A 26,276-nucleotide genomic window follows, 5' to 3' on the forward strand; every position below is an offset into this window, starting at 1 on the left:
GGGTCTTCTTTACTTGTCGATCTCGACGAGCTTCTTGCCGTCGAAGGTCATGACCTCGAAGTGGTCGATCTGGTTCGGGGTGAGGGCCGCGCCGCCCTGGACGTAGAGCGGGTTCTTGGCCTGATCGGTCTTGGCGGTGGGGAGGCCGTAGCCCCATTCCGGGACGGACCAGGACGAGATGGTCTCGCGCTCGCCGTTCTTGCCGACGGCGATGAGCGAGCACTTGTTGGGGCCCGCCACGTTCTTCAGCTCGACGACGGCCTCGGTGCCCCAGGCCTTCTCCTGCATGGCGACGGTCGCCGTCACCTTGGTGCCCGCGTCGGTGGCGGTGACCTTGTCGGTGAAACTCTCGAAGACCGTCTTGGCGGGGTTGCTGTCCGCCAGGACTCTGGGGGCGTCTGCGCTGTCACCGCCGCTCGTCGCCACGGCCACGACCGGGCCGCCGACGATCAGCGCGGCAGCGGCGGCGATCATGTAGAAGCTGCGCCGGCGCTTCTGGGCGCGGCGGTCCGCGACCTCGTCGACGAGCTTCTCCACGAGCCGCGGGCCGGGCTTGGCGGACAGGGACTCACCGATCGCGGGGGTACCGGATCCGGGCAGGTCCGCGAGGGCGGCCAGCATGGGCTCCATCCCGGCGAGCTCGTCGAGCTGCTGCGCGCACCACTCGCAGCCGGCGAGGTGCGCTTCGAAGGCGGTCGCCTCGGCGTCGTCGAGGATGCCGAGGGCGTAGGCGCCGACGGTCTCGTGTTCGCTCGGGCTCGGAGATCCCACAGACCCCTGCATGGGACCAGACATACCCGGCCCACCTGCTCCGAACCCCCCGTACATGCTCATCACGCCGTCACCCCCCGCTCCTCGAGAGCCAGCTTCATCGACCGCAGGGCATAGAAAACCCTTGAGCGCACGGTGCCGCTGGGTATACCCAGCGTCTCGGCCGCCTCATTGACGGTACGCCCCTTGAAGTACGTCTCGACGAGCACCTCCCGGTGTGCCGGGGTCAGGTCGTCGAGCGCGTCCGACAACGTCATCAGCCACAGCGCCTTGTCGATCTCGTCCTCCGCGGGGATGACCTCCAGCGGCGACGGGTCGACCTCCTGCGGCCGGGCCTGCCGGCTGCGGTGGCCGTCGATGACGATGCGGCGTGCGACCGTCACCAGCCAGGGGCGTACCGATCCGGTCGCTCGATTGAGCTGTCCGGCGTTCTTCCAGGCACGGATGAGTGTCTCCTGCACGACGTCCTCGGCGCGCTGCCGGTCTCCGGCAACCAGACGGAGGACGTACGCGAGCAGGGGTCCGGCATGCTCCCGATACAGAGCACGCATCAGCTCCTCATCAGGTTCCGAGGGCTGGGACATGCGATGTCGGGCCCTCGATCCACGTTCATTGGCCACGGCCGCATCCTTGCGCACGCCCACCTCCGGTGTCCGGGGGTTCCCCCGAGTCGGTCGCTCCACCACCGGTACGGAACGGGCCCGTTGAGTGTTCAAACCGGACTGACAGTTTTCTTCTGGGTGTCGTGACGAGGGGGACATGAGGGCACATTCCCGCCCCTCTTCCTTTACATTTCCGCCACACGGTCAAGGCGACACGCGCTGCCCGCCGCATTCCGAAGGTAAACAACGTGTAATCGAAATCACTTCGACACCGCTGTCACGAACACGGCATAGCGGACAGGTGAGTTGGCGCGAAGACATGACGGGACGTCGGACAGACCGGTGCCGGAGGACCGGGCGGGTCGGTGCCGGAGGACCGGGCGGGCGCGTGACGGAGGGACGTACGGACGCGCGTCGAGGGGTCCGGCGGCCACGTGACGGAGGTTGGGCGGGCAGCCGCCGGAGAGCCTCGCGGCCACCCGACGAGGGCGGCCGGTGGGTCACGCGCGGGTGAGCGCGGTCCTCCTGCGGTGCCGGGCGACCCGTTCCCGGTTGCCGCAGACCTCGCTGGAGCACCAGCGCCGACGGCGTCCCCGGGACGTGTCCACGTACACGAGGGGGCAGTTGTCCCCCTCGCACTGCCGCAGGTCCGCCCGCGCGGCGGGATCGGTGAGCAGTTCCACCGCGTCCCGGGCCACCGCGGCGAGCAGCGCGGCGCACTCCGGGGGCCCGTCCAGTTCCCGTACGAGCGTGCCGTCCTGTCCGCGGACGGCACGGGGGACCGGGGGAGCGGTGCGGGCGACGTCGTTGAGGCGGGTGAGGGCGCGGTCGTGGGGGCGGAGGTCGCCGGCCAGCCAGGCACGCACCAACTGGCCGACGCACCCCCGCAGTTCCCGGAAGGCCACCGGCCAGGAGGGGCCGGCGTGCGTCAGCGGGGTGCCCGTCGGGACGAGTCCGGAGCCGGTGATCCACGCGCACAGCGGCGGGACCGCGTCCAGCCGTTCCCGGGGGTGGGTGGTGGCGAGGAGGTCCAGGCAGACCCGTCCGGCGTCGAACCGCGGGTCGTAGGGGGACGGGGGTGTACCCAGTGCCATGTGCCGTTCACCGCCTAGGGAAGGCTCCGCGGGGAGGCGTCCCTCTCACAGTGCCGGGTGGGGCGCGGCGCCGGAACCCCCTGTGCCGCAGGCGGGTACGGGTTTCGGCCCGTCGGTCCGGGGACGAGGTGCGTCCGGGCCGAGGCAGGCGCCGGGGACCAGGCACGTCCGGGCCGAGGCAGGCGCCGGGGACCAGGCACGTCCGGGCCGAGGCGGGGCCGGGGTCGGCGGTCCCGGTGAGGGCGGCACCGGCGTCGGTCGCCCTCACCTCCCGCTCACGCGTCCGCGTACTTCGTGTCCGCCGCGGGGTCCAGCGCCAGCCGGTACCCCCGCTTCACCACCGTCTGGATCAGCTTCGGCGCGCCCAGGGCCGTCCGCAGCCGGGCCATCGCCGTCTCGACGGCGTGCTCGTCGCGGCCCGCCCCCGGCAGCGCCCGCAGCAGGTCGGCGCGGGGCACGACCCAGCCCGGCCGCCGGGACAGGGCCCGCAGCAGGGACATGCCGGCCGGCGGTACGGGTTTCAGGCAGCCGTCGACCAGGACCGCGTGCCCCCGGATCTCCACCCGGTGCCCGGCGATCGGCAGGGAGCGGGCCCGGCCGGGCAGCTCCTGGCACAGCAGCTGGACGAGCGGCCCGAGCCGGAACCGCTCCGGCTGGACGGTGTCCACCCCGTGCGCCTGGAGCGGCAGCGCGGTGACCGGGCCGACGCAGGCCGGCAGGACGTCGTGGTGGAGGGCGGACAGCAGCTCCGACAGCAGCCCCCGGTCCTCCGCCCGCGACAGCAGCGAGGCGGCGGCCGGCGCGCTGGTGAAGGTGACCGCGTCCAGTCCGCGCGAGACGGCGGCGTCGAGGAGCCGGTCGAGCGGCGAGATGTCCTCCGGGGGCATCCACCGGTACACGGGCACGCCCACGACCTCCGCTCCCCCGGCCCGCAGCGCCTCCACGAACCCCGGCAGTGGCTCCCCGTGCAGCTGGACGGCGACGCGGCGGCCCTCGACGCCCTCCTCCAGCAGCCGGTCGAGCACCTCCGCCATCGACTCGCTCGACGGCGACCAGTCCTCCGTGAGGCCCGCGGCGCGGATCGCGCCCTTGACCTTGGGCCCGCGGGCGAGCAGTTCGACGTCCCGCAGCCGGGCGAGCAGCTGCTCGCCGAGCCCCCAGCCGTCGGCGGCCTCGACCCAGCCGCGGAAGCCGATGGCCGTGGTGGCCACGACGACGTCCGGCGCCTGGTCGAGGAGGTCCTTGGTGGCGGCGAGCAGTTCGCCGTCGTCGGCGAGCGGCACGATCCGCAGGGCGGGCGCGTGCAGCACCGCCGCTCCGCGCCGCTGGAGCAGTGCTCCGAGCTCGTCGGCCCGGCGCGCGGCGGTCACGCCGACGGTGAAGCCGGCGAGGGGTCCGTGCTGTTCCGGGGCCCGGTCGCTGGCGTCGTTGTCCGGTCGCTGCTGTTCGTACATGGCTCTCGTCCCGCACTCGAGTCGTTGCACCTGCACCAGGTCGTGCACCTGCATGCCGATCGAGCCTGTCAACGGTGCGTGACAGGCTCGGTTCGGCTTCATGTCGCCAGTGTTACGTCACACCTCGGCGTAGCTGAGCTGCTGCTTCGCCTCGGGGGTGGCGCCGGAGGCGGTGATCCGGCCTGCCGGGCGGCGAAGGTATACGGCCCAGGTGACCGCGAAGCAGGCGGCGTAGTAGACGAGGAAGGCGACGAACGCGCCGGTTCCGGAGCCGTAGGAGAGGAAGGACTGCCGGAAGGCCATGTTGATGCCGACGCCGCCGAGCGCGCCCACCGCCCCGATGAGCCCCATGGAGGCGCCGGAGAGACGACGGCCGTAGCTCGCGGCCGCCTCGCCCTGCAGCCCCTGGGCGACGGCCTTCGCCTGGAAGATGCCGGGGATCATCTTGAACGTCGACCCGTTGCCGAGGCCGCTGAGCACGAACAGCACGACGAAGACGGCGACGAAGAGCGCCAGCGACTTCTGCATGCTGGCCCAGACCAGGATGGCGGTGGCGGCGGCCATGCCGACGTAGTTGTAGAGGGTGATCCGGGCGCCGCCGTAGCGGTCGGCGAGCCAGCCGCCGAGGGGGCGGATGAGGGAGCCGAGCAGCGGGCCGATGAAGGTGAGGTAGGCGGCCTGGAGCGGCGTACGGCCGAACCCGTTGGTCAGCACCTGTCCGAAGGCGAAGCTGTAGCCGATGAACGACCCGAAGGTGCCGATGTACAGGAAGGACATGATCCAGGTGTGACCGTCCTTCGCGGCGTCCTTCGCGGCGCCGGTGTCGTTCTTCACGGACGCGAGGTTGTCCATGTAGAACGCGGCCAGGACCGCGGCGACGAGGATCAGCGGGATGTAGATCCCGAGCAGCACGCGCGGACCGCCGCCGGCACCGATGATCGCGAGGGCGATGACCTGGATGACGGGGACACCGATGTTGCCGCCGCCCGCGTTGAGCCCGAGCGCCCACCCCTTCTTACGGAGCGGGAAGAAGGCGTTGATGTTGGTCATGGAGGAGGCGAAGTTGCCGCCGCCGATGCCCGCCAGCAGGCCGACGAGGAGGAAGGTGTTGAACGAGGTCCCCGGCTCCATCACGGTGAACGCGGCGATCGTGGGGATGAGCAGCAGGCCCGCCGAGATGATCGTCCAGTTCCGGCCACCGAAGACGGCGACGGCGAAGGTGTACGGCACCCGCACGACGGCCCCGACCAGCGTCACCACCGACGTCAGCAGGAACTTGTCCGCCGGCGTCAGCCCGTACTCCGGCCCCATGAAGAGCACCAGCACGGACCACATGGTCCAGATCGAGAAGCCGATGTGCTCGGAGAGGACGGAGAAGAGGAGGTTGCGCCGGGCGATCTTCTCGCCGCCGGCGTTCCAGGACGCCTCGTCCTCCGGATCCCACTGCTCGATCCAGCGGCCTCCCCGCTTGGGGGAGGTCGGCGGTGCGGGGGCTGTACCAGGGGCTGTCATGACGCCTCCACGTGCTCCGGGGCTCGGGTGGTTCGCGGTGATGAGCGGTGATGAGTCCCGAAGGTAGGGAGGGCTCGTTTCCGGGCTGTGGCTGTGGGTGACCGGAAGGGAACGTTGCTCTCACCTTCCGCGGGGGCGGGGTGAGAGGTTCGCGAGCCGGACCGGACCGGCTGGGGCCGGGACGACTGCCGGCAAGGGTACGGGGCCGGCCGGAAACGGACGCGGGGCCGCCGCCGCGTCCACGTGCCCGAGCAGGGCGTCCGCGTCCTCCAGCAGGGCGTCCGCGTGCCCGAGCAGGGCCGGCCCACCGTCGACGGCTGACCTGCCGTCGACGGCTGACCTCCCGCCGACGGCGACGCGCCGGGCGGCGCCTCGCCGTAGGGCGGGCCGCTCAGCGGGAGGGTCCGGAGGAGGATCCAGACGGTGAGGCCGAGCCGATGTTCCTGTCCCTGGCTGGAATCCACCCGGTGACGGGACACGCCAGCCACGACTCGGCGGACCCGAGCTCGACCGCCGCCCGGCGCAGTGCGTCGAGGGCCGGATGGACCAGCCCCTTCCGCCACACCAGCGACACCGGGGAGAGAGGTACCGGGTCGACCAGCGGCCGCAGCACCGTCCCGGGCATGGCCGGAAATCCCATCACCGCCAGGATGGGCTGAGGATCCTTCGCCATGACGCGCCGGAACTCCTCGACCCCGACGGCCAGCGGGGCGGGCGGTGCGAGCGCGATGCCGCGCCCCTCGAACAGCACACGGGCGAGATCGGTCCACTCCGGCGTCCGCGGATTGCCGGCGCCCGCGTACACCGTCTCCCCCGCCAGCGCGGCCAACGGCACCTCCGCCGACGCCGCCAGCCGGTGCCCCTCGGGCAGGAGGACCGCCATCGGCTCCAGGCGCACCAGCTGGTGGTCCAGCCCGGCCCGCAACGCCGGGTCCAGTCCCGCGTACCGGCCGAACGACACGTCCAGCCGCCCCGCGACGATCTCGACGGCGGCGCCGGTCAGCCCGCTCTCGAAGCGGGCCATCAGCTCGTGCTCGGGAGCGAGTTCGCGGGCCCGGTACAGCACCCGGCGGCCGGTCTCCAGACCCGGCGAGTTCAGGTCGACCAGCAGGGGGCGGGCCTGGCGGAACGCGGTGAGCAGGTCGTCGTGCGCCTGGAGCACCCGGCGGGCGTGGGGCACCAGCCGCTCGCCGTCCGGGGTGAGCGTCACCTGCCGGGTGGTCCGCACGAACAGTTCGGCGCCCAGCTCCCGCTCCAGCCGCCGTACGTCCCGGCTGAGCGCCTGCTGGGCGACGTAGAGACGGGCCGCGGCACGGGTGAAGTGGAGTTCCTCGGCGACGGCGAGGAAGGCGCGCAGGAGCCGGGGGTCGAGGTGAGCGGACATCCGGTGAACTTACAACACAGGTGCGTGAATCGGTGGCGAGAAGGTGTTGGACCGCTTGGTCATCGGCGGGCGACGGTGGAGCCATGCCGCACCAGCCGCCACCGCCGCCGCCCGCGCCCGCCCGGGCCCCGCTCCTCACCCTCACCGCCGACACCCTCGTCGCCGTCGACTTCACGCCCAGAAGCCGTACCGGAAACCGCGCCGGAACCGACACCGGAAGCCGCACCGGAACCCGCCCCTGGCCCTCCACCCGGAACCGCACCCGACCCGCCGGCCCCTACCGCCGCCTGCTCGCCCTCCCCGGCGCCCGCGCCTTCACCGCCGGGAACCTCCTCGCCCGCCTGCCCATGGGCATGTTCAGCGTCAGCGCGGTCGTGATGATCGCCGGTACCCGCGGCTCGTACGCCCTCGCCGGCGCGGTCACCGCGACCGGGCTCGCCGCGACCGCGCTGGTCGCGCCGTGGATCGCGCGGCTCGTCGACCGGTACGGGCAGGCCCGGATCGCCGTACCGGCGACGCTGTTCGCGGCGCTCGGGAGCCTCGCGCTGGTGCTGTGCGTGCGGCAGGGCGCCCCCGACTGGACCCTGTTCGCCGCCTACGCGGCCACCGCCACGACCCCCAACACCGGCGGCATGTCCCGCGCCCGCTGGAACCACCTCCTGAAGGGCGACCCGGACGCGCTGCACACCGCCAACTCCTTCGAACAGGCCGCCGACGAGCTGTGTTTCATGCTGGGCCCGGTCCTGGCGGCCTTCCTGTGCGGCACGTTCTTCCCGGAGGCGGGCACGCTGGCCGGCGCGGTGCTGATGGTGGCGGGTGTCCTGCTGTTCGCCGCCCAGCGCTCGACCGAGCCGCCCCCTCACCCCCGCACCACCGCCGGGTCCCCGCTGCGCGCGCCCGGGATCCCGCCGCTGCTCGCCGTCTGTCTCGCGCTGGGCGCCGTGTTCGGGGCGATGGAGGTCGTCACGATCGCGTTCGCGGACGCGCGGGGGCACTCCGCCGCGGCCGGGGTCGTGCTGGCGCTCCAGGCGGCCGGCTCGTGCGCGGCCGGCCTGGTGTACGGGGCGGTGCGGCCGTCCGGCCCGGCGGCCCGGCGCCATCCGTGGACGGTGGCCGCGATGACCCTCCTGCTCACCCTCCCGCCGCTGGCCGCCGCCGGCGTCGGTTCGCTCCCGCTGCTGGCGGGCGCCCTGCTGATCGCCGGGATGGCGACCGCGCCGACCATGGTCACCACCATGGCCCTGATCCAGGAACGCACCCCCGAGGGCCGCCTCAACGAGGGCATGACCCTGGCCGTGACCGGCCTGCTCGGCGGCATCGCCTGCGGCAGCGCGGCCGGCGGCTGGGTCGCCGAGCACCTCTCCCCGGCGGCCGGGTACGGCGTGCCCGTCACGGCGGCCGGAACCGCCCTGCTGCTCTCCCTCACCGCCCTCACCCGCCCGGCCGATTCCCGCGCACCCCATTGACGCCTTCACAGCGGACACCTACCTTCGCCCGTCGAAGCGCTTCGACGTCACGCATCGAACCGGTTCGACTCACCCCGCGTGACGACCGTTCCTGCCCCGAGAACCATCCGGCTCCCCTGGAGGCACAGGATGTTGACGGCACGAAGGCGTGTGGTGGCGAGTGCAGCGGCGGCCCTTGCGGGGGCCCTGCTCCTGGCCTCCTGCGGTGACTCGGACGGCGGCGGCTCCTCCGACGCCGAAACCCTGCGGCTGTGGCACTACGAGGCCCCGAACAGCGCGATGGGCATCGCCTGGACGGAGGCGGTCAAGGAGTTCGAGGCCCGGCACCCGGGCGTGAAGGTGAAGTTCGAGGAGAAGAGCTTCGAGCAGATCCAGAAGACGGCCCCGATGGTCCTGAACTCCTCCGACGCCCCCGACCTCATGGAGTACAACAAGGGCAACGCGACGGCGGGCCTGCTGTCCAAGCAGGGCCTGCTGACCGACCTGTCCGCCGAGGCGACGCAACGCGGCTGGGACAAGCTGCTCGGCACGGGCGTGCGCACCACCAGCCAGTACGACGGCGACGGCGTGATGGGCTCCGGCAAGTGGTACGGCGTGCCCAACTACGCCGAGTACACGATGGTCTACTTCAACAAGGACCTGTTCGCGAAGTACGAGATCCCCGAGCCGAAGACGTTCGACGACCTGGTCGCGGCGATGGACACGTTCGCCGGCCACGACGTCACCCCGCTCGCCAACTCCGGCGCCGAGTACCTCGCCCAGCAGTACGTCTACCAGCTCGCCCTGTCCAGGGCCGACCGCGCCTGGGTCGACTCCTACGAGCTGTACAAGGGAAAGACCGACTTCCACGACGCGGCCTGGACGTACGCGGCCGAGACCTTCTCCGACTGGGTGAAGAAGGGCTACGTGGCCAAGACCTCCAGCGGCACCAAGGCCGAGGAGGCCGGCGTCTCCTTCATCCAGGGCAAGGCGCCCATCCTGTTCTCCGGCAGCTGGTGGTACGGCCGCTTCCAGGCGGAGGCGACGTTCGACTGGGGCACCACCCTGTGGCCCGGCTCGAACCTCACCCTGGGCTCCGGCGGCAACCTGTGGGTCGTCCCCCAGAGCGCCGAGAACAAGGACCTCGCCTACGACTTCATCGACATCACCATGTCGAAGAAGATCCAGAACCTCCTCGGCAACAAGGGCGGAGTCCCGGTCGCGGCCGACGCCGCCGCCATCACCGACCCGAAGGCCAAGGAGCTCATCACGAACTTCAACACCCTCTCCGACCGCGACGGCCTGGCCTTCTACCCCGACTGGCCGGTCCCCGGCTTCTACGACGTCCTCGTCTCCGAGACGCAGAAGCTGATCACCGGCAGCGCGACACCGGACGCCTACCTGGACGCCTTGCAGGAGGCGTACGACAAGGGCGCGCCGAAGCGATGACGGTGACCGTCGAGCGGGGCGGGCGGGTGACCGGCAAGCAGGACCGGGCCGTCCGCCCGCACCGCCCCCGTGAGTCCTACGCGCTGTTCCTGCTCCCGGGCGCCCTCGCCTTCCTGGCGGTCGTCGTCGTCCCGTTCCTGATGAACACGGGCGTGAGCTTCACCGACTGGCAGGGCGTGGGCAGCCCGGAGTGGTCCGGGCTCGCCAACTACCGCGAGCTGATGGACGACTCCGCGTTCTGGGAGTCGTTCCGGCACAGCCTCTTCATGGTCGTCGCCATGGCCGTCGTACCGACCGCGATCGGGCTGGTCCTGGCGGCCGCCCTGTTCGACTACGTCGGCCGGCACTTCGGCACCCGGACCGCCGCCGTCCTGCGGGCCTGCTTCTACCTCCCCCAGGTGCTGCCGATCGCGGTCGCCGGCATCGTCTGGAGCTGGATCCTCGCCCCCGACAACGGCTCGCTCAACGAGTTCCTGGAGGCCGTCGGCCTGGGCTCCTGGCAGCGGGACTGGCTCGGCGACCCCGACTTCGCGCTGTACAGCGTGATGGGCGTGATGGTGTGGGTGCAGATCGGCTTCCCGCTGGTCGTCTTCATGGCCGGCCTGCAACGCGTCGACCCGCAGCTCCACGAGGCGGCCGAGCTCGACGGCGCCGGCTGGTGGCGCCGCTTCCGGCACATCACGCTGCCGCAGATCCGCCCGGAGACCTACGTCGTCCTGACCTGGTGCACGATCGCCGCGCTCAAGGTCTTCGGCGCGGTGTACGTCCTGACCAAGGGCGGCCCCGGCGGAGCCACGAACGTGCCGTCCTACTTCTCCTTCACCACGTTCTTCGAGAAGACCCAGGCCGGTTACGGCGCCGCGATCTCCACGGTCCTGACCGTGATCATCCTGGTCCTGTCCCTGATCGGCCTGAAACTCCAGACCCGCGCGGAAGACGCCGAGGAAGGGGCACGCTCATGAGGACGGCCCTGCGCCGCTGTCCGGTCCTCGTGGCCCTCTGCATCGCCGCCCTCTTCATGATCGTCCCGTTCCTGATCGTGGCGGTGAACGCGGTCAAGTCCCCCGCGGAGTACGCGCGGAACGGCCCGCTCAGCCTCCCCGAGGGTCTCTACCTGGACGGCCTGAAGGACTTCTGGGAGCGCGTCGACTACAGCCAGAAGCTCGTCAACTCGGTCCTGATCAGCGGCTCGGTCGCCCTCCTCGCGGTCGTCCTGTCGGTCCTCAACGCGTACGCGATCGGCATCGGCAGGATCAAGGGCCGCACCTGGGTACTGGCCTTCTTCGTCCTGGCCAACATGCTGCCGCAGGAGGCGCTGGTCTACCCCGTCTACTACCTGAGCAAGCAGGCCGGCCTGTACGACACCCGGCTCAGCGTGGTCATCGTGTTCACGGTGATCCAGGCGGCCTTCGGCACGTACCTGCTCTCCTCGGTGCTGAGCCGGTTCCCCCGCGAGATCATCGAGGCCGCGCGGATCGACGGCGCGACCAGATGGCAGGTGCTGTGGCGGATCGTCGTCCCGGTCAGCCGGCCCACCCTCGGCGTGCTCCTGGTCTTCTTCTTCGTCTGGACCTGGAACGAGTTCCTGCTCCCGCTGGTCATGCTGATCTCCAACGACAACCAGACGGTGTCGGTGGCCCTCGGCGTGCTGCAGGGCCAGCGCCTGATGGACGCCACGATGACCAACGCGGCCGCCCTGCTCGGCGTGCTCCCGGCCGTCGTCTTCTTCCTCCTCTTCCAGCGGACGCTCACCCGCGGCATCGCCGTGGGAGCCGTGAAGTAAGGACCCACCGCATGAAGTTCACCGATGGTTACTGGCTGCTGCGCGAGGGCGTCACGGCCGCCTACCCGGCCGAGGTCCTCGACGTCGGCGCGTCGGACGGCGTCCTGGAGATCCACGCGCCCACCCGGCCCATCCGCTCGCGCGGCGACCTGATGACAGGACCGGTCATGACGATCACCGCGCACACCCCGATGCCCGACGTCATCGGCCTCACCCTGACCCACTTCACCGGCGATCGGCCGCGCGGGCCCGCCTTCGAGCTCACCGGGGGCGAGACCGTCCCCCAGATCTCCCACGACGACGAGCACGCGACCCTGACCTCGGGCGCGCTGTCGGTGCGGGTGACCCGCGGCGGGCCCTGGCAGGTGGAGTTCCTCGCCCACGGCCGCGTCCTGACCTCCAGCGGCGCCAAGGGCATGGGCATCATGCGCGACGCGACCGGCGCCCACTACCTGCGCGAGCGGCTCAGCCTCGGCGTCGGCACCAGCGTCTACGGCCTCGGCGAACGCTTCGGCCCGCTGGTGAGGAACGGCCAGGTCGTCGACGTCTGGAACGCCGACGGCGGCACCGCCACCGAACAGGCCTACAAGAACGTCCCGTTCTACCTGACGGACGCGGGCTACGGCGTCTTCGTCGACCACCCCGGCAAGGTCTCCTTCGAGGTCGGCTCGGAGACGGTGTCGAAGGTGCAGTTCAGCGCGGAGACCCAGGAGCTGACGTACTACGTCGTCCACGGCCCCACCCCGAAGGAGATCCTGCGCCGGTACACCGCCCTCACCGGCCGTCCGGCGCTGCCGCCCGTCTGGTCCTTCGGCCTGTGGCTGTCGACGTCCTTCACGACCTCGTACGACGAGGAGACGGTGACCTCCTTCATCGAGGGCATGCGGGAGCGCGAACTGCCCCTGTCCGTCTTCCACTTCGACTGCTTCTGGATGCGGGAGTTCCAGTGGTGCGACTTCCGGTGGGACCCACGGGTGTTCCCGGACCCGGAGGGGATGCTGGCCCGGCTGAAGGCCAAGGGCCTGCACGTGTGCGTGTGGATCAACCCGTACATCGCCCAGCGGTCGCCGCTGTTCGCGGAGGGCAAGGCGCTCGGGCACCTGCTGAAGCGCCCCGACGGCAGCGTGTGGCAGTGGGACCTGTGGCAGCCGGGCATGGCGCTCGTCGACTTCACCAGCCCCGCCGCCCGCGACTGGTACGCGGCGAAGCTTCAGGCGCTGCTCGCGCAGGGCGTCGACTGCTTCAAGACCGACTTCGGCGAGCGGGTCCCGGTCGACGTGGCCTGGTCCGACGGCTCCGACCCGGAGCGGATGCACAACTACTACACGTACCTGTACAACCGCACCGTCTTCGACGTGCTGCGCAAGCACCGCGGCGAGGGGGAGGCGGTCGTCTTCGCACGGTCGGCGACGGCCGGCAGCCAGCAGTTCCCGGTGCACTGGGGCGGCGACTGCGAGGCGACGTACGAGTCGATGGCCGAGTCGCTGCGCGGCGGGCTCTCGCTCGGCCTGTCCGGGTTCGGCTTCTGGAGCCACGACATCGGCGGCTTCGAGGGGACACCGACCCCGGCGCTGTTCAAACGGTGGCTGGCCTTCGGGCTGCTCTCCTCGCACAGCCGGCTGCACGGCTCCTCCTCGTACCGGGTGCCCTGGCTGTTCGACGAACAGTCCGTGGACGTGCTGCGGCACTTCACCCGGCTGAAGCTGCGGCTCATGCCCTACCTCTACGACGCGGCGCGCGTCGCCCACGAGGAGGGGACGCCGGTCATGCGGGCGATGGTCCTGGAGTTCCCCGACGACCCCGGCTGCGCGCACCTGGAACGGCAGTACATGCTCGGCCCCGACCTGCTGGTCGCGCCCGTCTTCAGCGACGAGGGAGACGTCACCTACTACGTCCCCGAGGGCACCTGGACCCACTACCTCACCGGACGCACGGTCACCGGGCCGCGCTGGGTGCGCGAGCGGCACGACGTCCTCAGCCTGCCCCTGCTGGTACGGCCCGGCGCGGTCCTCCCGGTGGGCGCGCACGCCGACCGCCCCGACTACGCGCACGCCGACGGGGTCACGCTGCGCGCGTACGGCCTCCGGCGCGGCGCCCAGGTGACGGTCCGGGCCGGCGGGGTCACCTTCACCGTCGTCCGGGAGGGCGACACCCTGCGGGCCTGCTCCAGCGCCCCCTCGGCGCCCTGGGCGCTGGCGGCCGGGGAGCGCCTCGCGCGGGCGAAGGCGGGCACCGGCTTCCTCACCCTGGAGCTGGACTGATGGTGAAGATCACCGACGTGGCACGGCACGCCGGGGTCTCCCCCAGCACCGTGTCCTACGCGCTCAGCGGCAAGCGCCCGATCTCCGAGGAGACCCGGCAGCGGGTCGAGGCGGCCATCCGCGAGCTGGGCTACCGGCCGCACGCGGGCGCCCGGGCCCTGGCCAGCAGCCGCTCCAACGTGCTCGCCCTGGTGGTGCCGCTGCGGACCGGCATCCACGTCCCGGTCGTCATGCAGTTCGCGGTGTCGGTGGCGGTGGCCGCCCGGCGCCACGACCACGACGTGCTGCTGCTCACCCAGGAGGAGGGCGAGGACGGCCTGCGCAGGGTCGCGGACACCGCGCTGGTGGACGCCCTGATCCTGATGGACGTCCAGCTCCGCGACCCCCGGCTGTCCCTGCTGCGCTCCCTCGACCGGCCCTCCGTGATGATCGGGTTCCCGCACGAGGCCACCGGGCTGACCTGCATCGACCTCGACTTCCGGACGGCGGGGGAGGTCTGCGTGGAGCATCTGGCGCAGTTCGGGCACCGGGTGGTGGCGCTGGTCGGCTCACCGCCGGAGGTGTACGTGCGTGGGACGGCGTTCGCGCAGCGGGTGGTGCAGGGGTTCACCGCGGCCGCCGACCGCGGCGGGCTCGCCTGCGCCGTCCACCCCTGCGAGGCCACGCCCGCCGCCGCGCGCCGGGTGGCGGAGCAGCTCCTGCGCGAGCAGCCGGCGCTGACCGGTGTGGTCGTCCACAACGAGGCGGTCCTGGAGCCGCTGATCGACGCCTTCGAGCAGCTCGGGCTGCGGGTGCCCGGCGATCTGTCGGTCACGGCGATCTGCCCCGACGAGCTCGCCGAGAGCCTCCGCGTGCCCGTCACCTCCGTCGCGCTGCCGTCGGCGGAGGTCGGCACGCGGGCGGTCGACCTGCTGATGGCGAAGCTGGCCGGGGACGAGGTGCCGGAGGCGACCCTGCTTCCGCCCCGGCTGACGCAGCGCGCGAGCACGGCACCGCGCCCCGCCTGAACCGCCCCGCCTCACCCGCCCCGGTGTGCGCGAGGCCCCGTCGCAACGAGATGCCGAAGGAGCCGTGTCATGCAAGGCAGACGAAGAAGCCGCAGAACCACGCTGGTCCTGGCGTTCGCCCTGATCGCCGGCCTGGGATCCACCGTCCCCGCGACGGCCGGTCCCGACCCGTACCCCTTCCGCGACCCCGCGCTCACCGTCGACCGGCGCGTCGACGACCTCCTCGCCCGGCTGACCCTGGAGGAGAAGATCTCCCTCCTCCACCAGCACCAGCCCGCGATCCCGCGTCTGGGCATCCGGTCCTTCCGCACCGGCACCGAGGCCCTGCACGGCGTCGCCTGGCTCGGCGAGACCACCGTCTTCCCGCAGGCCGTCGGCCTGGCCTCGACCTGGGACCCGAAGCTGATGGAGCGGGTCGGCTCGGCGGTCGGCGACGAGGTACGCGGCTTCCAGCAGGAACGCCCCGACGGCTGGGGCCTCAACCTCTGGGCGCCGGTGGTGAACCTGCTGCGCGATCCGCGCTGGGGCCGCAACGAGGAGGGCTACAGCGAGGACCCGACGCTGACCGGCGCGCTGTCCACGGCGTACGGCAAGGGCCTTACGGGCGGGGACCCCGACCACCTGAAGACCGCGCCCACCCTCAAGCACTACCTCGCCAACAACAACGAGTGGCACCGCACGACCACCTCCTCCGAGCTGCGCCCGCGCGTGGCCAAGGAGTACGACGAGGCCGCCTTCAGACCGGCGATCGCGGCGGACGCGGCCACCGGGGTGATGTCCTCCTACAACCTGGTCAACGGCCGTCCCGCGACGGTGAATCCCGATCTGAACGACGTCGTCCGCACCTGGACCGACCGCGACCTGCTGAACGTCACCGACGCCTTCGCCCCCGCCAACCTCCCCGGTGACCAGCGCTACTACCCGACCCTCGCCGAGGGCGACGCGGCCGCCCTGAAGGCGGGCATCGACAGCTTCACGGACAACGGCGCGGACCCCGGCCCGACGACCACCGCCGTCCGGTCGGCTCTGGACCAGGGCCTGCTGGCCCAGTCGGACATCGACACGGCCGTCTCGCACATCCTCTCCGTGCGGGTCCGCTTGGGCGAGTTCGACCCGGGCGGCGGCAGGTACGGCGCGATCGACGCGTCGGTGATCAACAGCCCGGAGCACCGGGGACTGGCCCGCGAGGCGGCGACCGAGGGCGCGGTCCTGCTGAAGAACCAGGCGCGCACGCTCCCCCTGAGGGCCGCGGAGAAGGACGTGGCCGTCGTCGGCCCCCTCGCCGACACCCTCTACACCGACTGGTACTCGGGCACCCTCCCCTACGCCGTCACCCCCGCCGACGGCATCGCCGCCAAGCTCGGCACGGACGTCACCACCAGCGAGGGCGTGGACCGGATCACGCTGCGGGACACGGCGACGGGCGGGTACGTCACGGCGGGCACGGGCACGGCGGGCGCGGCGCTGAGGGACAGCGCCGAAGGGCCCACCCTGGCGGCCCAGTTCGACGTGTTCGACTGGGGCCAGGGCGTGCTGACCCTGCGCTCGGCGGCCAACGGCCGTTACGTCGGCTACAACTGGTCGGACTTCGTCAACGACCAGGTCCAGCCCGGCGGTTGGTTCGCCCAGCAGCAGTTCAAGCTGGAGGGGCAGCCGGACGGCACGTACCTGCTGCGTTACGCGGGCTACGAGACCGAGGAGTCCTGGTGGTCGAACCCGGTCTACCTCGGCCCGGCCGGAACGGACGGCACCCTCGGCCTGGTGCCGAAGGAGGAGGCCGCGCACTACGCGAAGGACGTGGTCAGAAGCGGCCTGAGCGAGGCGGTCGCCGCGGTCAGGGGCAGGGACGCGGCGGTCGTCGTGGTCGGCTCCAACCCCTCGATCAACGGCCGTGAGGCCCACGACCGCACCGACATGGCCCTGGCCCCCGCCCAGGAAGCCCTGGTCAGAGCGGTCCGCAAGGCCAACCCGAAGACGGTCGTGATCGTGGAGAACAGCTATCCGACCACGCTCGGGTCGCTCCAGAAGGAGGTCCCGGCCGTCCTGTGGACCTCCCACGCCGGCCAGGAGACGGGCAACGCGCTGGCCGACCTCCTCTACGGCGACGCGAACCCGGCGGGCCGACTGACCCAGACCTGGTACCGCTCGGAGGCGGACCTGCCGTCGATCCTCGACTACGACATCATCAAGTCCGGCCGCACCTACCAGTACTTCACGGGCCGCCCCCTCTACCCCTTCGGCCACGGTCTGTCGTACACGACCTTCCGCTACGGCGAGCTGCGACACGTGGCCGGCGGCTACGAGGTGCGGGTCACCAACACGGGCAGCCGGGCCGGCGACGAGGTGGTGCAGCTCTACACCCACCAGCGCGCCTCCCGCGACAAGCAGCCCCTGAAGCAGCTGAAGGCGTTCCAGCGGGTGTCGCTGAAGCCGGGCGAGACGAAGACGGTCCGTCTGGCGCTGACCCCGTCCGACCTCGCCCACTGGGACGTCACCCGCTCGAAGTGGGTGGTCGAGACGGGCACGTACGACATCCTGGTCGGCGCGTCGTCCTCGGACCTCCGCAGCCGTGCCTCCTGGCAGGTCAGAGGTGAGACGATCCCGCCCCGGGACCTGTCGGCGGCGACCCGCGCGGAGAACTTCGACGACTACGCCGGCACCCGCCTCGTCGACGAGTCCAAGGTGCGCGGTACCGCGGTGGAGGCGACGGCCGACGGTTCCTGGCTCAGCTTCGAGGACGCGCGCCTCGGCCCGGCCGCCGGCCGCCTCACCGCCCGCGTCTCCGGCACCTCCCCCGGCACGGTCGAGGTCCGCCTCGGCTCCCCCACCGGCCCGCTCGCCGGGACGGCCCGCACGGCCGGGACGGGATCGCCGTACACGTACGAGACGGTCACCGCGGACCTGTCGACGGCGGCGAAGGGCCGTACGGACGTGTACCTGGTGCTGAGCAAGGGGCTGCGCGTGTCGACGTTCAGCCTGCGCTAGACCGGTGAACGCCGAGGACCCCGCCGCTGAGAGCGACGGGGTCCTTGGCACATGGGATGAGTGGAGATGGCGGGAATCGAACCCGCGTCCAACGGTGAGGAACCAGGGCTTCTCCGTGTGCAGTTCGCTGCGCTTTTCTCGGCCCCGGCGATCACGCGAACAAGTCGCCGACGGGCCCAGTCACTGTTTGATTTCCCTCTTCACCCCGTGACCGGGATCAAGGTTTAGTTCCCTAGCTGATGCCAGGATCCGGGTCGGGAACGAGCCCGGGCTGACACTCCCTTAAGTAAGGGGCAGTTGCCTAGCTACCTGATCAGGCAGCGAGGGCGAACTGCGTCGCCTTGGGAGAATCGCTCTTAACAGTGGCGATTATTTTTTTCGGCCTGTGGTTTACGAGATCATGGCCGCTTCCTCGACACGCTTCCCCTGCTTCGACATCCGCTGTCGAAACCGATCATCCCCATGTTGATTTTTCAATCGTCGTGCCCGCTGTGAGGCACAGGTGCCATCGTACGTGACCAACGCACACCGATGCCAGCCTATTCCCGGGTGCCGCAACCGGCCCCCCGGGGGAGACCCGCCTACGCGCCCCGCTGCCGCCGCTTCGCCGCCGCGATCACGCGCTCCGCGTCCCGGCGGTCCTGCTTCTCCCGCAGGGTCTGCCGCTTGTCGTACTCCTTCTTGCCGCGCGCCAGCGCGATCTCGGCCTTGGCCCGGCCGTCCTTGAAGTACAGGGCGAGGGGCACGATCGTGTGACCCGTCTCCTCCGACTTCACCGCCAGCTTGTCGATCTCCTCGCGGTGCAGCAGCAGCTTGCGCTTGCGGCGCGCGGAGTGGTTGGTCCAGCTGCCCTGGCTGTACTCGGGGATGTGGGCGTTGTGCAGCCAGGCCTCACCCCGGTCCACCTGGACGAAGCCGTCGACCAGCGAGGCGCGGCCCTGGCGCAGCGACTTCACCTCGGTGCCGGTGAGGACGAGACCGGCCTCGTAGGTGTCGATGATCGCGTAGTCGTGCCGGGCCTTCTTGTTCTGCGCGATCATCTTGCGCTGGCCGTCCTTGGCCTTGCCCGCAGCCGGCTTGCCCTGCTTCGGCTGGGACTCCTTGGGTACGTACATTCCCTTGCTCATAGTGGGGCCATTTTCGCACCTGGAGGGGGCCGGGGGGAAAGCCGATTACGCGGTCCGGCGGGCCGGCCGCTCAGGACGCGTCGCCGAGCCCGCTCAGCACGGTCTCGGCCCGCTCCAGGGCCTGGTCGCCGGCGTCCAGGTCGGGGGTGATGCCGGTGCCGTCGACGGTGTGACCGGAGGGGGTGCGGTAGTGGCCGACGGTCAGCTCCGCGACGGAGCCGTCGGGCAGCCGGCTCGGCATCTGCACCGATCCCTTGCCGAAGGTGCGGGAGCCCACGACGACCGCGCGGCCGCGGTCCTGCAGGGCACCGGTGAGCAGCTCCGCCGCGCTCATGGTGCCGCCGTCGACGAGCGCGACCAGGGGCCTGTCGGTGTCACCGTCGGGCTCGGCGTGCAGGGCGCGCTCCTCGCCGTCGACGTCGTAGGTGGCGACGAGGCCGCCGTCCAGGAAGGCGGAGGCGGTGGAGACGGCCTCGGTGACCAGGCCGCCGGAGTTGCCCCGCAGGTCCAGGACGATCCCGGCGCCCGCCGGGGCCTTGCGTACGGCGGTGCGGACGGTGTCGCCGACGCCCTTGGTGAACGCGGCGACGGTGATGACGGTGACGCCCCCGGCGAGCCTGCGCACGGTGACCGAGTCGGTGGACAGGCGGGCCCGGCGCAGGGTCTCGGTCCACGCGCGCGTGCCGCGCTGGAGGCCGAGACGGACGGTGGTGCCGGCGGGCGCGTCCGTGGCGTCACCCCGCAGTAAGGAGACGACCTCGGTGACCGGACGTCCGTCGACCGCCTTGCCGTCGACGCTGCGCAGCCGGTCGCCCGCGCGGAGCCCGGCGGCGGCCGCGGGCGACCCGGACTGCACCTTGGTCACCTCGATCCGGCCGTCCCGCTCGCGCCGCGCCTCCAGGCCGACCCCGGTGTACCGGCCGTCGAGGGACTCCTCGAACTCCTCGTACTCGCCCGCGGAGTACACCGCGGCCCAGCGGTCCCCGCTGCGGCTGACGGCGCGTTCGGCGGCCTCCAGGGGCGACTTCCCGTCGGCCATCGCCTCCTCGGCGGCCCTGGTCACCGCCTCGGGGTGACTGGTGGGGGCGGCCGCGCGCGTCCGGTCGGACGCGGTCCCGCGGCTGTCGCCGGGCAGCGCGCCGGTCGCCGCGCCCGCGACGAGCACGCTCGCGAACACCAACGTCAGGGCGGCCCCGCGGCCGAGGCGGCGGGGCGGACAGAACGGGTCACGGCCTGACATGGCGGTGAGTCTAGGGGAACGCGAAGGGGCCGCACGGTCGGATGACTGTGCGACCCCCTTGGCATGCGTCACACCTTCAGGTACTTGCGCAGCGCGAAGAACGCGGCCAGCGCGGGCATCAGCAGGCTGGTGGCGAGGATGAGCGGGAGCTTCGTCAACACGGCGTCCCAGCCGATGAAGTTGATCAGGTTCAGCTTCTCGGACAGGGCGAGACCGTGGTCGATGATGAAGTACCGCGCGATCACCAGGAATCCGCACGCGACCGTGCCGCCGATGAGTCCGGCGACCGCCGCCTCCGCGATGAACGGGGCCTGGATGTAGAAGCCGGAGGCGCCGACCAGCCGCATGATGCCGGTCTCACGCCGTCGGCTGAACGCGGAGACACGCACCGTGTTGACGATCAGCATCAGCGCGACGACGAGCATCAGCGCCATCACCGCCCGCGCGGCCCAGTTCATGCCGTTGAGCAAGCCGAACAGGTTGTCCAGGATGCCCTTCTGGTCCTGCACGGACTGCACACCGTCCCGCCCGTCGAAGGCGGTCGCGATGACCTGGTACTTCTCCGGGTCCTTCAGCTTGATGCGGTACGACTCCTGCATCTGGTCCGGCGTGAGGGAGGCGGCCAGCGGGGAGTCGCCGAACTGCTCCTTGTAGTGCTTGTACGCCTCGTCCTGCGACTCGTGGGTGACATTGTCGACGACCGCCATCTTCTTCAGGTCGGCGAGGATCCGGTCCTTCTGGTCGTCGGTCACCGCTCCCTTGGCGCAGTTGGGATCGGACTCGGCGTCACTCTTGTTGCAGAGGAAGATCGAGACGTTGACCTTGTCGTACCAGTAGCCCTTCATCGTGCTGACCTGGTCGCTCATCAGGAGCGACCCGCCGAACAGGGCGAGCGACAGGGCGACGGAGACGATGACGGCGAAGGTCATCGTCAGGTTGCGGCGAAGACCGACACCGATCTCCGACAGTACGAACTGGGCGCGCATGGCGTGTTGTTCAGGCCTTTCCGTGGACGGGTCAGTGCTGGTAGCCGTAGACGCCGCGTGCCTGGTCGCGGACGAGGCGGCCCTTCTCCAGCTCGATGACGCGCTTGCGCATCTGGTCCACGATGTTCTGGTCGTGCGTCGCCATCACCACGGTCGTACCGGTCCGGTTGATCCGGTCGAGCAGCTTCATGATGCCGACGGAGGTCTGCGGGTCGAGGTTGCCGGTGGGCTCGTCGGCGATCAGCAGCTTGGGCCGGTTCACGAAGGCCCGCGCGATGGCCACGCGCTGCTGCTCACCACCGGAGAGCTCACCGGGCATCCGGTCCTCCTTGCCGCCGAGCCCGACGAGGTCGAGCACCTGCGGCACGGACTTGCGGATCTCGCCGCGCGACTTTCCGATGACCTCCTGCGCGAAGGCGACGTTCTCCGCCACCGTCTTGTTCGGCAGGAGGCGGAAGTCCTGGAAGACGGTCCCCAACTGGCGGCGCATCTGCGGCACCTTCCAGTTGGACAGCCGTGCGAGGTCCTTGCCCAGGACGTGCACCTGACCGTGGCTGCACCGCTCCTCGCGGAGGATCAGCCGCAGGAAGGTGGACTTTCCGGAGCCGGAGGACCCCACGAGGAACACGAACTCGCCCTTCTCCACTTCGAGGGACACATCCCTGAGTGCGGGGCGGCTCTGCTTGGGGTAGACCTTGGAGACGTTGTCGAATCGGATCACGGATGCACCACGGGTCGCCGGGGGTAGATGAGCGTGACCATACGCGAACCGGGTACGGGTGCGCAGGCACCGGTTGCGGTTGCGTGTGGCTTGTGTGTTTTTGTGCGGGCTCCGTGTGGGGGGTCGGCTGCTGCCGGGAGCCCGCGCTGAATCCGGTGGAACCTGGCACAGTGGTGGGGAACGTTTGCGTTCCCGCGGGCGTTGTGTACGTGGAACCGGTGCAAGGAGGGCGAGCGCATGACGTACGACCGGCTGGTGTGCGCTAACTGCGCCGCGCCCGTGAGCGAGGGCCGGTGCCCCGTGTGCCGCGCGAACCGCGAGCGGATGCAGCAGGAGAACTTCTTCGCGGGCCTCAATCCGATGGCGCTGATAGCGCTGCTGGCGGTGCTGGTGGCCGCGGTGGCCCTGCTCGCCCACCAGAGCGCGTAGCCGGAGGACCGCCCCCCCAGGACCGCTCAGCGGTACGACGCCGAAGGGGCCCGGAGCTGACCAGCTCCGGGCCCCTTCGCGCGTTCACGTACGGCCCGTACGGGTGCGGCTACCGTCAGGCAGCCACTCCGCCGCGGCCCGCGACGAGGCGCGGGAGGACGCGGAAGCCGATGCCACCGGCGATCATCGTGGCCGCACCGATGATCAGGAAGGTGGTCTGCCCGGCACCGGTCTCGGCGAGCTCCTTGCCGCCGCCCTGGGCGACGGCTTCGGTGGTGGAGTCCGAGGTGTCGGTCAGCGCGGAGCTGCCGGCCTCCTGAACGGAGGTGCCGTCGGGGGTGGTGCCGGAACCGCCGGTGGAGGAGCTGCCACCGGTGGAGGAGGAGCCGCCGATGGAGGCGTCGCCACCCGTGCTGCTGGAGCCACCGTTGTTGCCGGAGCCGCCGTTGTTACCGGAGCCACCGTTGTTGCCGGCACCGCCGTTGTTACCGGCACCGCCGTTGTTGCCCGAGCCGTTGGAGGAGCCCTGCGCGGTGCCCTGGGCCGTACCCTGCGCGGTGCCCTGGGCCGTACCCTGCGCGGTGCCCTGGGCCGTACCCTGCGCGGTGCCCTGCGCCGTACCCTGCGCGGTGCCCTGGGCCGTGCCCTCGGACGAACCCTGAGCCGTGCCCTGGGCGGTGCCCTGAGCAGTACCCTGAGCGGTGCCCTGCGCCGTGCCCTCGGACGAACCCTGAGCCGTGCCCTGAGCCGTGCCCTGAGCGGTGCCCTGCGCCGCACCTTCGGACGTACCCTGGGCGGCGCCCTCGTCATCGCAGTCAGGAGTGGCGACGATGTCGCAGACGGGGTCGTCCTCGGTGCCCGCTTCGTCCTCGCCGGACAGCGTCTCGATGAGGCTGCTCTCGCCGCCGTCCACGGCGTTGGCGGCGCCCGCCACCGTCAGCGAGGCGCCCGCGGCGATCACGGCGCCGGCGGCAATGCGCGCGACCCGGATCCGCGTCTTCTTGGTCATATGGTTGCTACCCCCAGTAGCCGAATTGTCGATGAGGCCGCGCTCGGGACGGTGATCGACGGAGGTAGCTTGAGATTCAGCGAGCCCCCCGGTTCACATGCGTCCCAGAGATACGCATGCCACACTTCACCCTTCCTATTTTTCAAAGCAACGTCAAGGTCATTGCGTACGCAATGTCCAAGTCGCCATACTTTGCCGGAAGTTGAAGCTGTGAGTGTGATGTAAAACCCAGACATCACGGCCACAGCAGGAAAGACAAAAGGTAACTGCCCCCAGTCCGAGGGCAGTTACCTTGTCGACAAACCTACTTCTCTTGCTGCTTGCGCCAGCGAATGCCGGCTTCCAGGAAACCGTCGATCTCCCCGTTGAAAACGGCCTCGGGGTTGCCGACCTCGAACTCGGTGCGCAGGTCCTTGACCATCTGGTACGGGTGCAGGACGTACGAACGCATCTGGTTGCCCCAGGAGTTGCCGCCGTCGCCCTTGAGGGCGTCCATCTTGGCCTGCTCCTCCTGCCGGCGCCGCTCGAGCAGCTTCGCCTGCAGCACGTTCATCGCCGTCGCCTTGTTCTGGATCTGCGACCGCTCGTTCTGGCAGGAGACGACGATGCCGGTGGGCAGGTGCGTGATGCGCACGGCGGAGTCGGTCGTGTTCACGCCCTGACCACCCGGCCCGGAGGACCTGTAGACGTCGATGCGCAGCTCGCTCTCGTCGATGTCGACGTGGTCGGACTGCTCGACGACGGGGAGGACCTCGACGCCCGCGAAGGAGGTCTGGCGGCGACCCTGGTTGTCGAAGGGCGAGATGCGGACCAGCCGGTGGGTGCCCTGCTCGACGGAGAGGGTGCCGTAGGCGTACGGCACCTGCACGGCGAAGGTGGTCGACTTGATGCCGGCCTCTTCGGCGTACGACGTCTCGTAGATCTCGGTCTTGTAGCCGCGCTGCTCGGCCCAGCGCAGGTACATGCGCTGGAGCTTCTCGGCGAAGTCGGCGGCGTCGACGCCACCGGCCTCGGCGCGGATGTTCACGAGCGCCTCCCGGGCGTCGTACTCACCGCTGAGCAGCGTCCGGACCTCCATCTCGTCCAGCGCCTTGCGGACGGCGGCGAGCTCGGCCTCGGCCTCGGCACGGGTGTCCGGGTCGTCCTCCTCCTCGGCCATCTCGAACAGCACGGCAAGATCGTCGATCCGGCCGCGCAGCGCGTCGGCCTTCCTGACCTCGGCCTGGAGGTGGGACAGCTTGCTGGTGATCTTCTGCGCCTCGTCCGGGTTGTCCCACAGGGACGGCGCGGCCGCCTGCTCCTCGAGCACGGCGATGTCTGCCCTCAGCTTGTCGAGGTCCAGAACGGCCTCGATCGACTCCATGGTCGAGGAGAGGGACTTGAGCTCTTCGGATACATCGACGACTGCCACGCTCCCAGCGTAACGGCTCCGCCGGGCGGGGGACGCCGGTGACCGCGGCTCGCCCGCTCCCCGGCGCGGGTACGGGCCCTGACCGGGGACTCCGCCCCCGGACCCCGGCCTGTCCCCACCCCGCCGCCCGGCCCGCTCGGCCACGAGGGCCCCGCCACTCGGCCCGTCCGGTGCCTTTCCGCGCGGCCGGACGAGACAGCCCGTCCGGTGTTCGAGGCCGGGGCTCGTTCGGGGCCGACGCCGGCGTCCGGGGCCGGCACCTCATCCGGACCGGCACCTCACGGGGGAGGCGATACCGGGCAGGCGCGGCAGGGGCGGGAGGGGCGGCAGGGCGAAGCTCCAGGTCAGGGCGTCGCCGGTGCCGAGCTCTCCGTGTCCCGGGGGCTCGCCCCCGCGTCGTCGCCCGAGGTCGCCGCCCAGGTGCCGACCCCCACCGCGGCCAGCAGGACCACCGCCGCCGTGCCGAGCGTGATCCGGCGGCGCCGCGTGGCCGCGCGGTTGCGGGCGGAGCCGGGCCGGGGTGCCCCCGCCGCGCGCGGGACGCGCGCCGTGCCGTGGGCCCCGCCCGCCAGCTCGTCCGGGGCGGGCACCCGCATCGACGTGTGCGTGTCCCGGTTGGAGTCCGGTTGCGCGCCCGGCACGAGCGGGACCGAGCCCCGCCGCTCCCGACCCGGGGGCGCGGGGGACGCGGCGGCGGGCCTCGTCTCCTCCGGCTCGCCCTCCTCCGCCGCCTCGGTGTCCGGTTCGTCCACGTCCAGCGGCGGCATCCCCGCCAGCGTCGGCAGCTGCTCCCGCAGCCGGGCCGCCAGCTCGGAGGCCCGCAGCCGGGAGGCCGGCGCCTTCGCCAGGCACTGCACGATCAGCTGCCACAGCTCGTCCGGGATGCCGGGGAGGGGGGCGACGCTCTCCGTGACGTGCCGGCGCAGGACCGCGCCCGGGTGCCCGCCGCCGAACGGCGTGAAGCCCGCCAGCAGCTCGTACAGGACGGTCGCGAGCGCGTAGATGTCCACCGAGGCGCGCGGCGGGAGGCCCTCCACGATCTCGGGGGCGAGGTAGTCCGGGGTGCCGATGATCTTCGTGGCGCGGGTCCGCTTCGGGGTGTCGATCAGCTTGGCGATCCCGAAGTCGGTCAGCAGGGCGCGGTGCGAACCGCCGGGTCCCAGCGGGCCCTGCATGTCCAGCAGCACGTTCTCCGGCTTCACGTCCCGGTGCACGACTCCGGCCGCGTGCGCGGCGGCGAGTCCCTCGGCGACGTCCGCGACGATCGCCACGGCGGCCTCGGGCGCGAGGCGCCGGTCGCGCTCCAGACGGGTGCGCAGGTCCGTGCCGCGGACCAGGTCCATGACCAGCGCCAGGTCGTTGCCGTCGACCACCAGGTCCCGTACGGAGACCACGTTCGGGTGCTCCAGGCCGAGCAGGGCGGTGCGCTCCTGCACGAAGCGGCCGACGAGCTCCTCGTCGGAGGCCAGGTCCTCGCGCAGCAGCTTGACGGCGACGGGTCCGTCCGGCCCCTCGCCCAGCCACACCGTGCCGGCGCTGCCCCGGCCCAGGATCTGGTGGGCGGTGTACCGGCTGCCGATCTTCCGTGCCAAGACTGCTCCTACAG

General features: G+C 71.3%; 21 protein-coding genes and 1 other RNA gene. 8 read left to right on the plus strand and 14 right to left on the minus strand.

All coding sequences use genetic code 11. The features are described from left to right. Positions 1-9 precede the first annotated feature (9 nt). The 6 genes from ACIBBD_RS16420 to ACIBBD_RS16445 all read right to left on the minus strand — a co-directional run bounded on the left by ACIBBD_RS16420 (position 10) and on the right by ACIBBD_RS16445 (position 6,817). Positions 10-783, minus strand: coding sequence for an anti-sigma factor family protein (locus ACIBBD_RS16420; RefSeq protein WP_399420063.1), 774 nt, complete (start codon positions 781-783; stop codon positions 10-12). A 50-nt stretch (positions 784-833) separates the two neighbouring features. Continuing rightward, positions 834-1,355: a sigma-70 family RNA polymerase sigma factor gene (locus ACIBBD_RS16425; protein ID WP_010039908.1), complete on the minus strand. Its 522-nt coding sequence runs from the start codon at positions 1,353-1,355 to the stop codon at positions 834-836. 518 nt (positions 1,356-1,873) lie between these two features. Further along, complete coding sequence (locus tag ACIBBD_RS16430; protein ID WP_399420064.1) at positions 1,874-2,467, minus strand: CGNR zinc finger domain-containing protein; 594 nt, start codon at positions 2,465-2,467, stop codon at positions 1,874-1,876. Positions 2,468-2,742: 275 nt separating this feature from the next. After that, positions 2,743-3,921 carry a uroporphyrinogen-III synthase gene (locus ACIBBD_RS16435; RefSeq protein ID WP_399420133.1) on the minus strand — a complete coding sequence of 393 codons (1,179 nt, stop codon included), beginning with the start codon at positions 3,919-3,921 and terminating at the stop codon, positions 2,743-2,745. Between the two features lie 117 nt (positions 3,922-4,038). Further along, positions 4,039-5,433 (minus strand): nitrate/nitrite transporter, encoded by a 1,395-nt coding sequence (locus tag ACIBBD_RS16440; RefSeq protein ID WP_399420065.1) that lies wholly within the window; start codon positions 5,431-5,433, stop codon positions 4,039-4,041. Positions 5,434-5,824: 391 nt separating this feature from the next. Continuing rightward, positions 5,825-6,817 (minus strand): LysR family transcriptional regulator, encoded by a 993-nt coding sequence (locus tag ACIBBD_RS16445; RefSeq protein ID WP_399420066.1) that lies wholly within the window; start codon positions 6,815-6,817, stop codon positions 5,825-5,827. An 83-nt stretch (positions 6,818-6,900) separates the two neighbouring features. Between ACIBBD_RS16445 and ACIBBD_RS16450 the strand changes: the two genes are divergently transcribed. The 7 genes from ACIBBD_RS16450 (at position 6,901) to ACIBBD_RS16480 (ending at position 17,747) form a co-directional block, all read left to right on the plus strand. Beyond that, the gene (locus ACIBBD_RS16450) at positions 6,901-8,283 is read left to right on the plus strand and encodes an MFS transporter (RefSeq protein ID WP_399420067.1); all 1,383 of its coding nucleotides are present in this window, start codon (positions 6,901-6,903) and stop codon (positions 8,281-8,283) included. A 129-nt stretch (positions 8,284-8,412) separates the two neighbouring features. Further along, on the plus strand, positions 8,413-9,711 hold the full coding sequence (locus tag ACIBBD_RS16455) for an ABC transporter substrate-binding protein (RefSeq protein WP_399420069.1): 1,299 nt from the start codon (positions 8,413-8,415) through the stop codon (positions 9,709-9,711). Beyond that, positions 9,708-10,673 (plus strand): carbohydrate ABC transporter permease, encoded by a 966-nt coding sequence (locus ACIBBD_RS16460; protein WP_399420070.1) that lies wholly within the window; start codon positions 9,708-9,710, stop codon positions 10,671-10,673. Before ACIBBD_RS16455 ends, ACIBBD_RS16460 begins: the two co-directional genes overlap by 4 nt. Further along, on the plus strand, positions 10,670-11,494 hold the full coding sequence (locus ACIBBD_RS16465) for a carbohydrate ABC transporter permease (RefSeq protein WP_399420071.1): 825 nt from the start codon (positions 10,670-10,672) through the stop codon (positions 11,492-11,494). Before ACIBBD_RS16460 ends, ACIBBD_RS16465 begins: the two co-directional genes overlap by 4 nt. Positions 11,495-11,505: 11 nt before the next feature. Next, positions 11,506-13,755 (plus strand): alpha-xylosidase, encoded by a 2,250-nt coding sequence (yicI, locus tag ACIBBD_RS16470; protein ID WP_399420072.1) that lies wholly within the window; start codon positions 11,506-11,508, stop codon positions 13,753-13,755. Beyond that, positions 13,755-14,762, plus strand: coding sequence for a LacI family DNA-binding transcriptional regulator (locus ACIBBD_RS16475; RefSeq protein WP_399420073.1), 1,008 nt, complete (start codon positions 13,755-13,757; stop codon positions 14,760-14,762). The genes yicI and ACIBBD_RS16475 overlap by 1 nt, the downstream gene beginning before the upstream one ends. 69 nt (positions 14,763-14,831) lie before the next feature. After that, complete coding sequence (locus ACIBBD_RS16480) at positions 14,832-17,747, plus strand: glycoside hydrolase family 3 C-terminal domain-containing protein (protein WP_399420074.1); 2,916 nt, start codon at positions 14,832-14,834, stop codon at positions 17,745-17,747. Positions 17,748-17,805: 58 nt separating this feature from the next. Here the strand turns inward: ACIBBD_RS16480 and ssrA are convergent. The 5 genes from ssrA to ftsE form a co-directional block, all read right to left on the minus strand. Continuing rightward, positions 17,806-18,209, minus strand: a transfer-messenger RNA (tmRNA) gene (gene ssrA, locus ACIBBD_RS16485). Between the two features lie 119 nt (positions 18,210-18,328). Further along, entirely contained in the window at positions 18,329-18,874 is a 546-nt protein-coding gene (gene smpB, locus ACIBBD_RS16490) for an SsrA-binding protein SmpB (RefSeq protein ID WP_399420075.1), read from the minus strand. 70 nt (positions 18,875-18,944) lie between these two features. Then, the gene (locus ACIBBD_RS16495) at positions 18,945-20,114 is read right to left on the minus strand and encodes a S41 family peptidase (protein ID WP_399420076.1); all 1,170 of its coding nucleotides are present in this window, start codon (positions 20,112-20,114) and stop codon (positions 18,945-18,947) included. A 68-nt stretch (positions 20,115-20,182) separates the two neighbouring features. Beyond that, the gene (ftsX, locus tag ACIBBD_RS16500) at positions 20,183-21,100 is read right to left on the minus strand and encodes a permease-like cell division protein FtsX (protein ID WP_399420077.1); all 918 of its coding nucleotides are present in this window, start codon (positions 21,098-21,100) and stop codon (positions 20,183-20,185) included. 31 nt (positions 21,101-21,131) lie between these two features. Continuing rightward, on the minus strand, positions 21,132-21,821 hold the full coding sequence (gene ftsE / locus ACIBBD_RS16505; protein ID WP_264930924.1) for a cell division ATP-binding protein FtsE: 690 nt from the start codon (positions 21,819-21,821) through the stop codon (positions 21,132-21,134). A gap of 237 nt (positions 21,822-22,058) precedes the next feature. Here ftsE and ACIBBD_RS16510 point away from each other — a divergent pair, with 237 nt between their 5' ends. Next, positions 22,059-22,250: a hypothetical protein gene (locus ACIBBD_RS16510; protein ID WP_385073572.1), complete on the plus strand. Its 192-nt coding sequence runs from the start codon at positions 22,059-22,061 to the stop codon at positions 22,248-22,250. A 115-nt stretch (positions 22,251-22,365) separates the two neighbouring features. Here ACIBBD_RS16510 and ACIBBD_RS16515 read toward each other — a convergent pair whose 3' ends face one another. The 3 genes from ACIBBD_RS16515 to ACIBBD_RS16525 form a co-directional block, all read right to left on the minus strand. Next, positions 22,366-23,259, minus strand: a complete 894-nt coding sequence (locus ACIBBD_RS16515; RefSeq protein WP_399420078.1) for a hypothetical protein — start codon at positions 23,257-23,259, stop codon at positions 22,366-22,368. Positions 23,260-23,563: 304 nt separating this feature from the next. Beyond that, on the minus strand, positions 23,564-24,670 hold the full coding sequence (gene prfB, locus ACIBBD_RS16520) for a peptide chain release factor 2 (protein WP_399420079.1): 1,107 nt from the start codon (positions 24,668-24,670) through the stop codon (positions 23,564-23,566). Positions 24,671-25,014: 344 nt separating this feature from the next. Beyond that, positions 25,015-26,262, minus strand: a complete 1,248-nt coding sequence (locus ACIBBD_RS16525) for a serine/threonine-protein kinase (RefSeq protein WP_399420080.1) — start codon at positions 26,260-26,262, stop codon at positions 25,015-25,017. Positions 26,263-26,276 lie beyond the last annotated feature (14 nt).

The sequence above is a fragment of the Streptomyces sp. NPDC051315 genome, from assembly GCF_044455165.1.
Classification (GTDB): Bacteria; Actinomycetota; Actinomycetes; order Streptomycetales; family Streptomycetaceae; genus Streptomyces.

Coding starts and splice junctions, on each gene's coding strand:
- ACIBBD_RS16420 (WP_399420063.1), bottom strand. CDS start 783: ATGCAGGGGTCTGTGGGATCTCCGAGCCCGAGCGAACACGAGACCGTC.
- ACIBBD_RS16515 (WP_399420078.1), bottom strand. CDS start 23,259: ATGACCAAGAAGACGCGGATCCGGGTCGCGCGCATTGCCGCCGGCGCC.
- ACIBBD_RS16430 (WP_399420064.1), bottom strand. CDS start 2,467: ATGGCACTGGGTACACCCCCGTCCCCCTACGACCCGCGGTTCGACGCC.
- ACIBBD_RS16450 (WP_399420067.1), top strand. CDS start 6,901: ATGCCGCACCAGCCGCCACCGCCGCCGCCCGCGCCCGCCCGGGCCCCG.
- ftsX (WP_399420077.1), bottom strand. CDS start 21,100: ATGCGCGCCCAGTTCGTACTGTCGGAGATCGGTGTCGGTCTTCGCCGC.
- ACIBBD_RS16425 (WP_010039908.1), bottom strand. CDS start 1,355: ATGTCCCAGCCCTCGGAACCTGATGAGGAGCTGATGCGTGCTCTGTAT.
- ACIBBD_RS16510 (WP_385073572.1), top strand. CDS start 22,059: ATGACGTACGACCGGCTGGTGTGCGCTAACTGCGCCGCGCCCGTGAGC.
- ACIBBD_RS16465 (WP_399420071.1), top strand. CDS start 10,670: ATGAGGACGGCCCTGCGCCGCTGTCCGGTCCTCGTGGCCCTCTGCATC.
- ACIBBD_RS16460 (WP_399420070.1), top strand. CDS start 9,708: ATGACGGTGACCGTCGAGCGGGGCGGGCGGGTGACCGGCAAGCAGGAC.
- ACIBBD_RS16475 (WP_399420073.1), top strand. CDS start 13,755: ATGGTGAAGATCACCGACGTGGCACGGCACGCCGGGGTCTCCCCCAGC.
- ACIBBD_RS16440 (WP_399420065.1), bottom strand. CDS start 5,433: ATGACAGCCCCTGGTACAGCCCCCGCACCGCCGACCTCCCCCAAGCGG.
- ACIBBD_RS16435 (WP_399420133.1), bottom strand. CDS start 3,921: ATGTACGAACAGCAGCGACCGGACAACGACGCCAGCGACCGGGCCCCG.
- smpB (WP_399420075.1), bottom strand. CDS start 18,874: ATGAGCAAGGGAATGTACGTACCCAAGGAGTCCCAGCCGAAGCAGGGC.
- ACIBBD_RS16495 (WP_399420076.1), bottom strand. CDS start 20,114: ATGTCAGGCCGTGACCCGTTCTGTCCGCCCCGCCGCCTCGGCCGCGGG.
- ACIBBD_RS16455 (WP_399420069.1), top strand. CDS start 8,413: ATGTTGACGGCACGAAGGCGTGTGGTGGCGAGTGCAGCGGCGGCCCTT.
- yicI (WP_399420072.1), top strand. CDS start 11,506: ATGAAGTTCACCGATGGTTACTGGCTGCTGCGCGAGGGCGTCACGGCC.
- ACIBBD_RS16445 (WP_399420066.1), bottom strand. CDS start 6,817: ATGTCCGCTCACCTCGACCCCCGGCTCCTGCGCGCCTTCCTCGCCGTC.
- ACIBBD_RS16480 (WP_399420074.1), top strand. CDS start 14,832: ATGCAAGGCAGACGAAGAAGCCGCAGAACCACGCTGGTCCTGGCGTTC.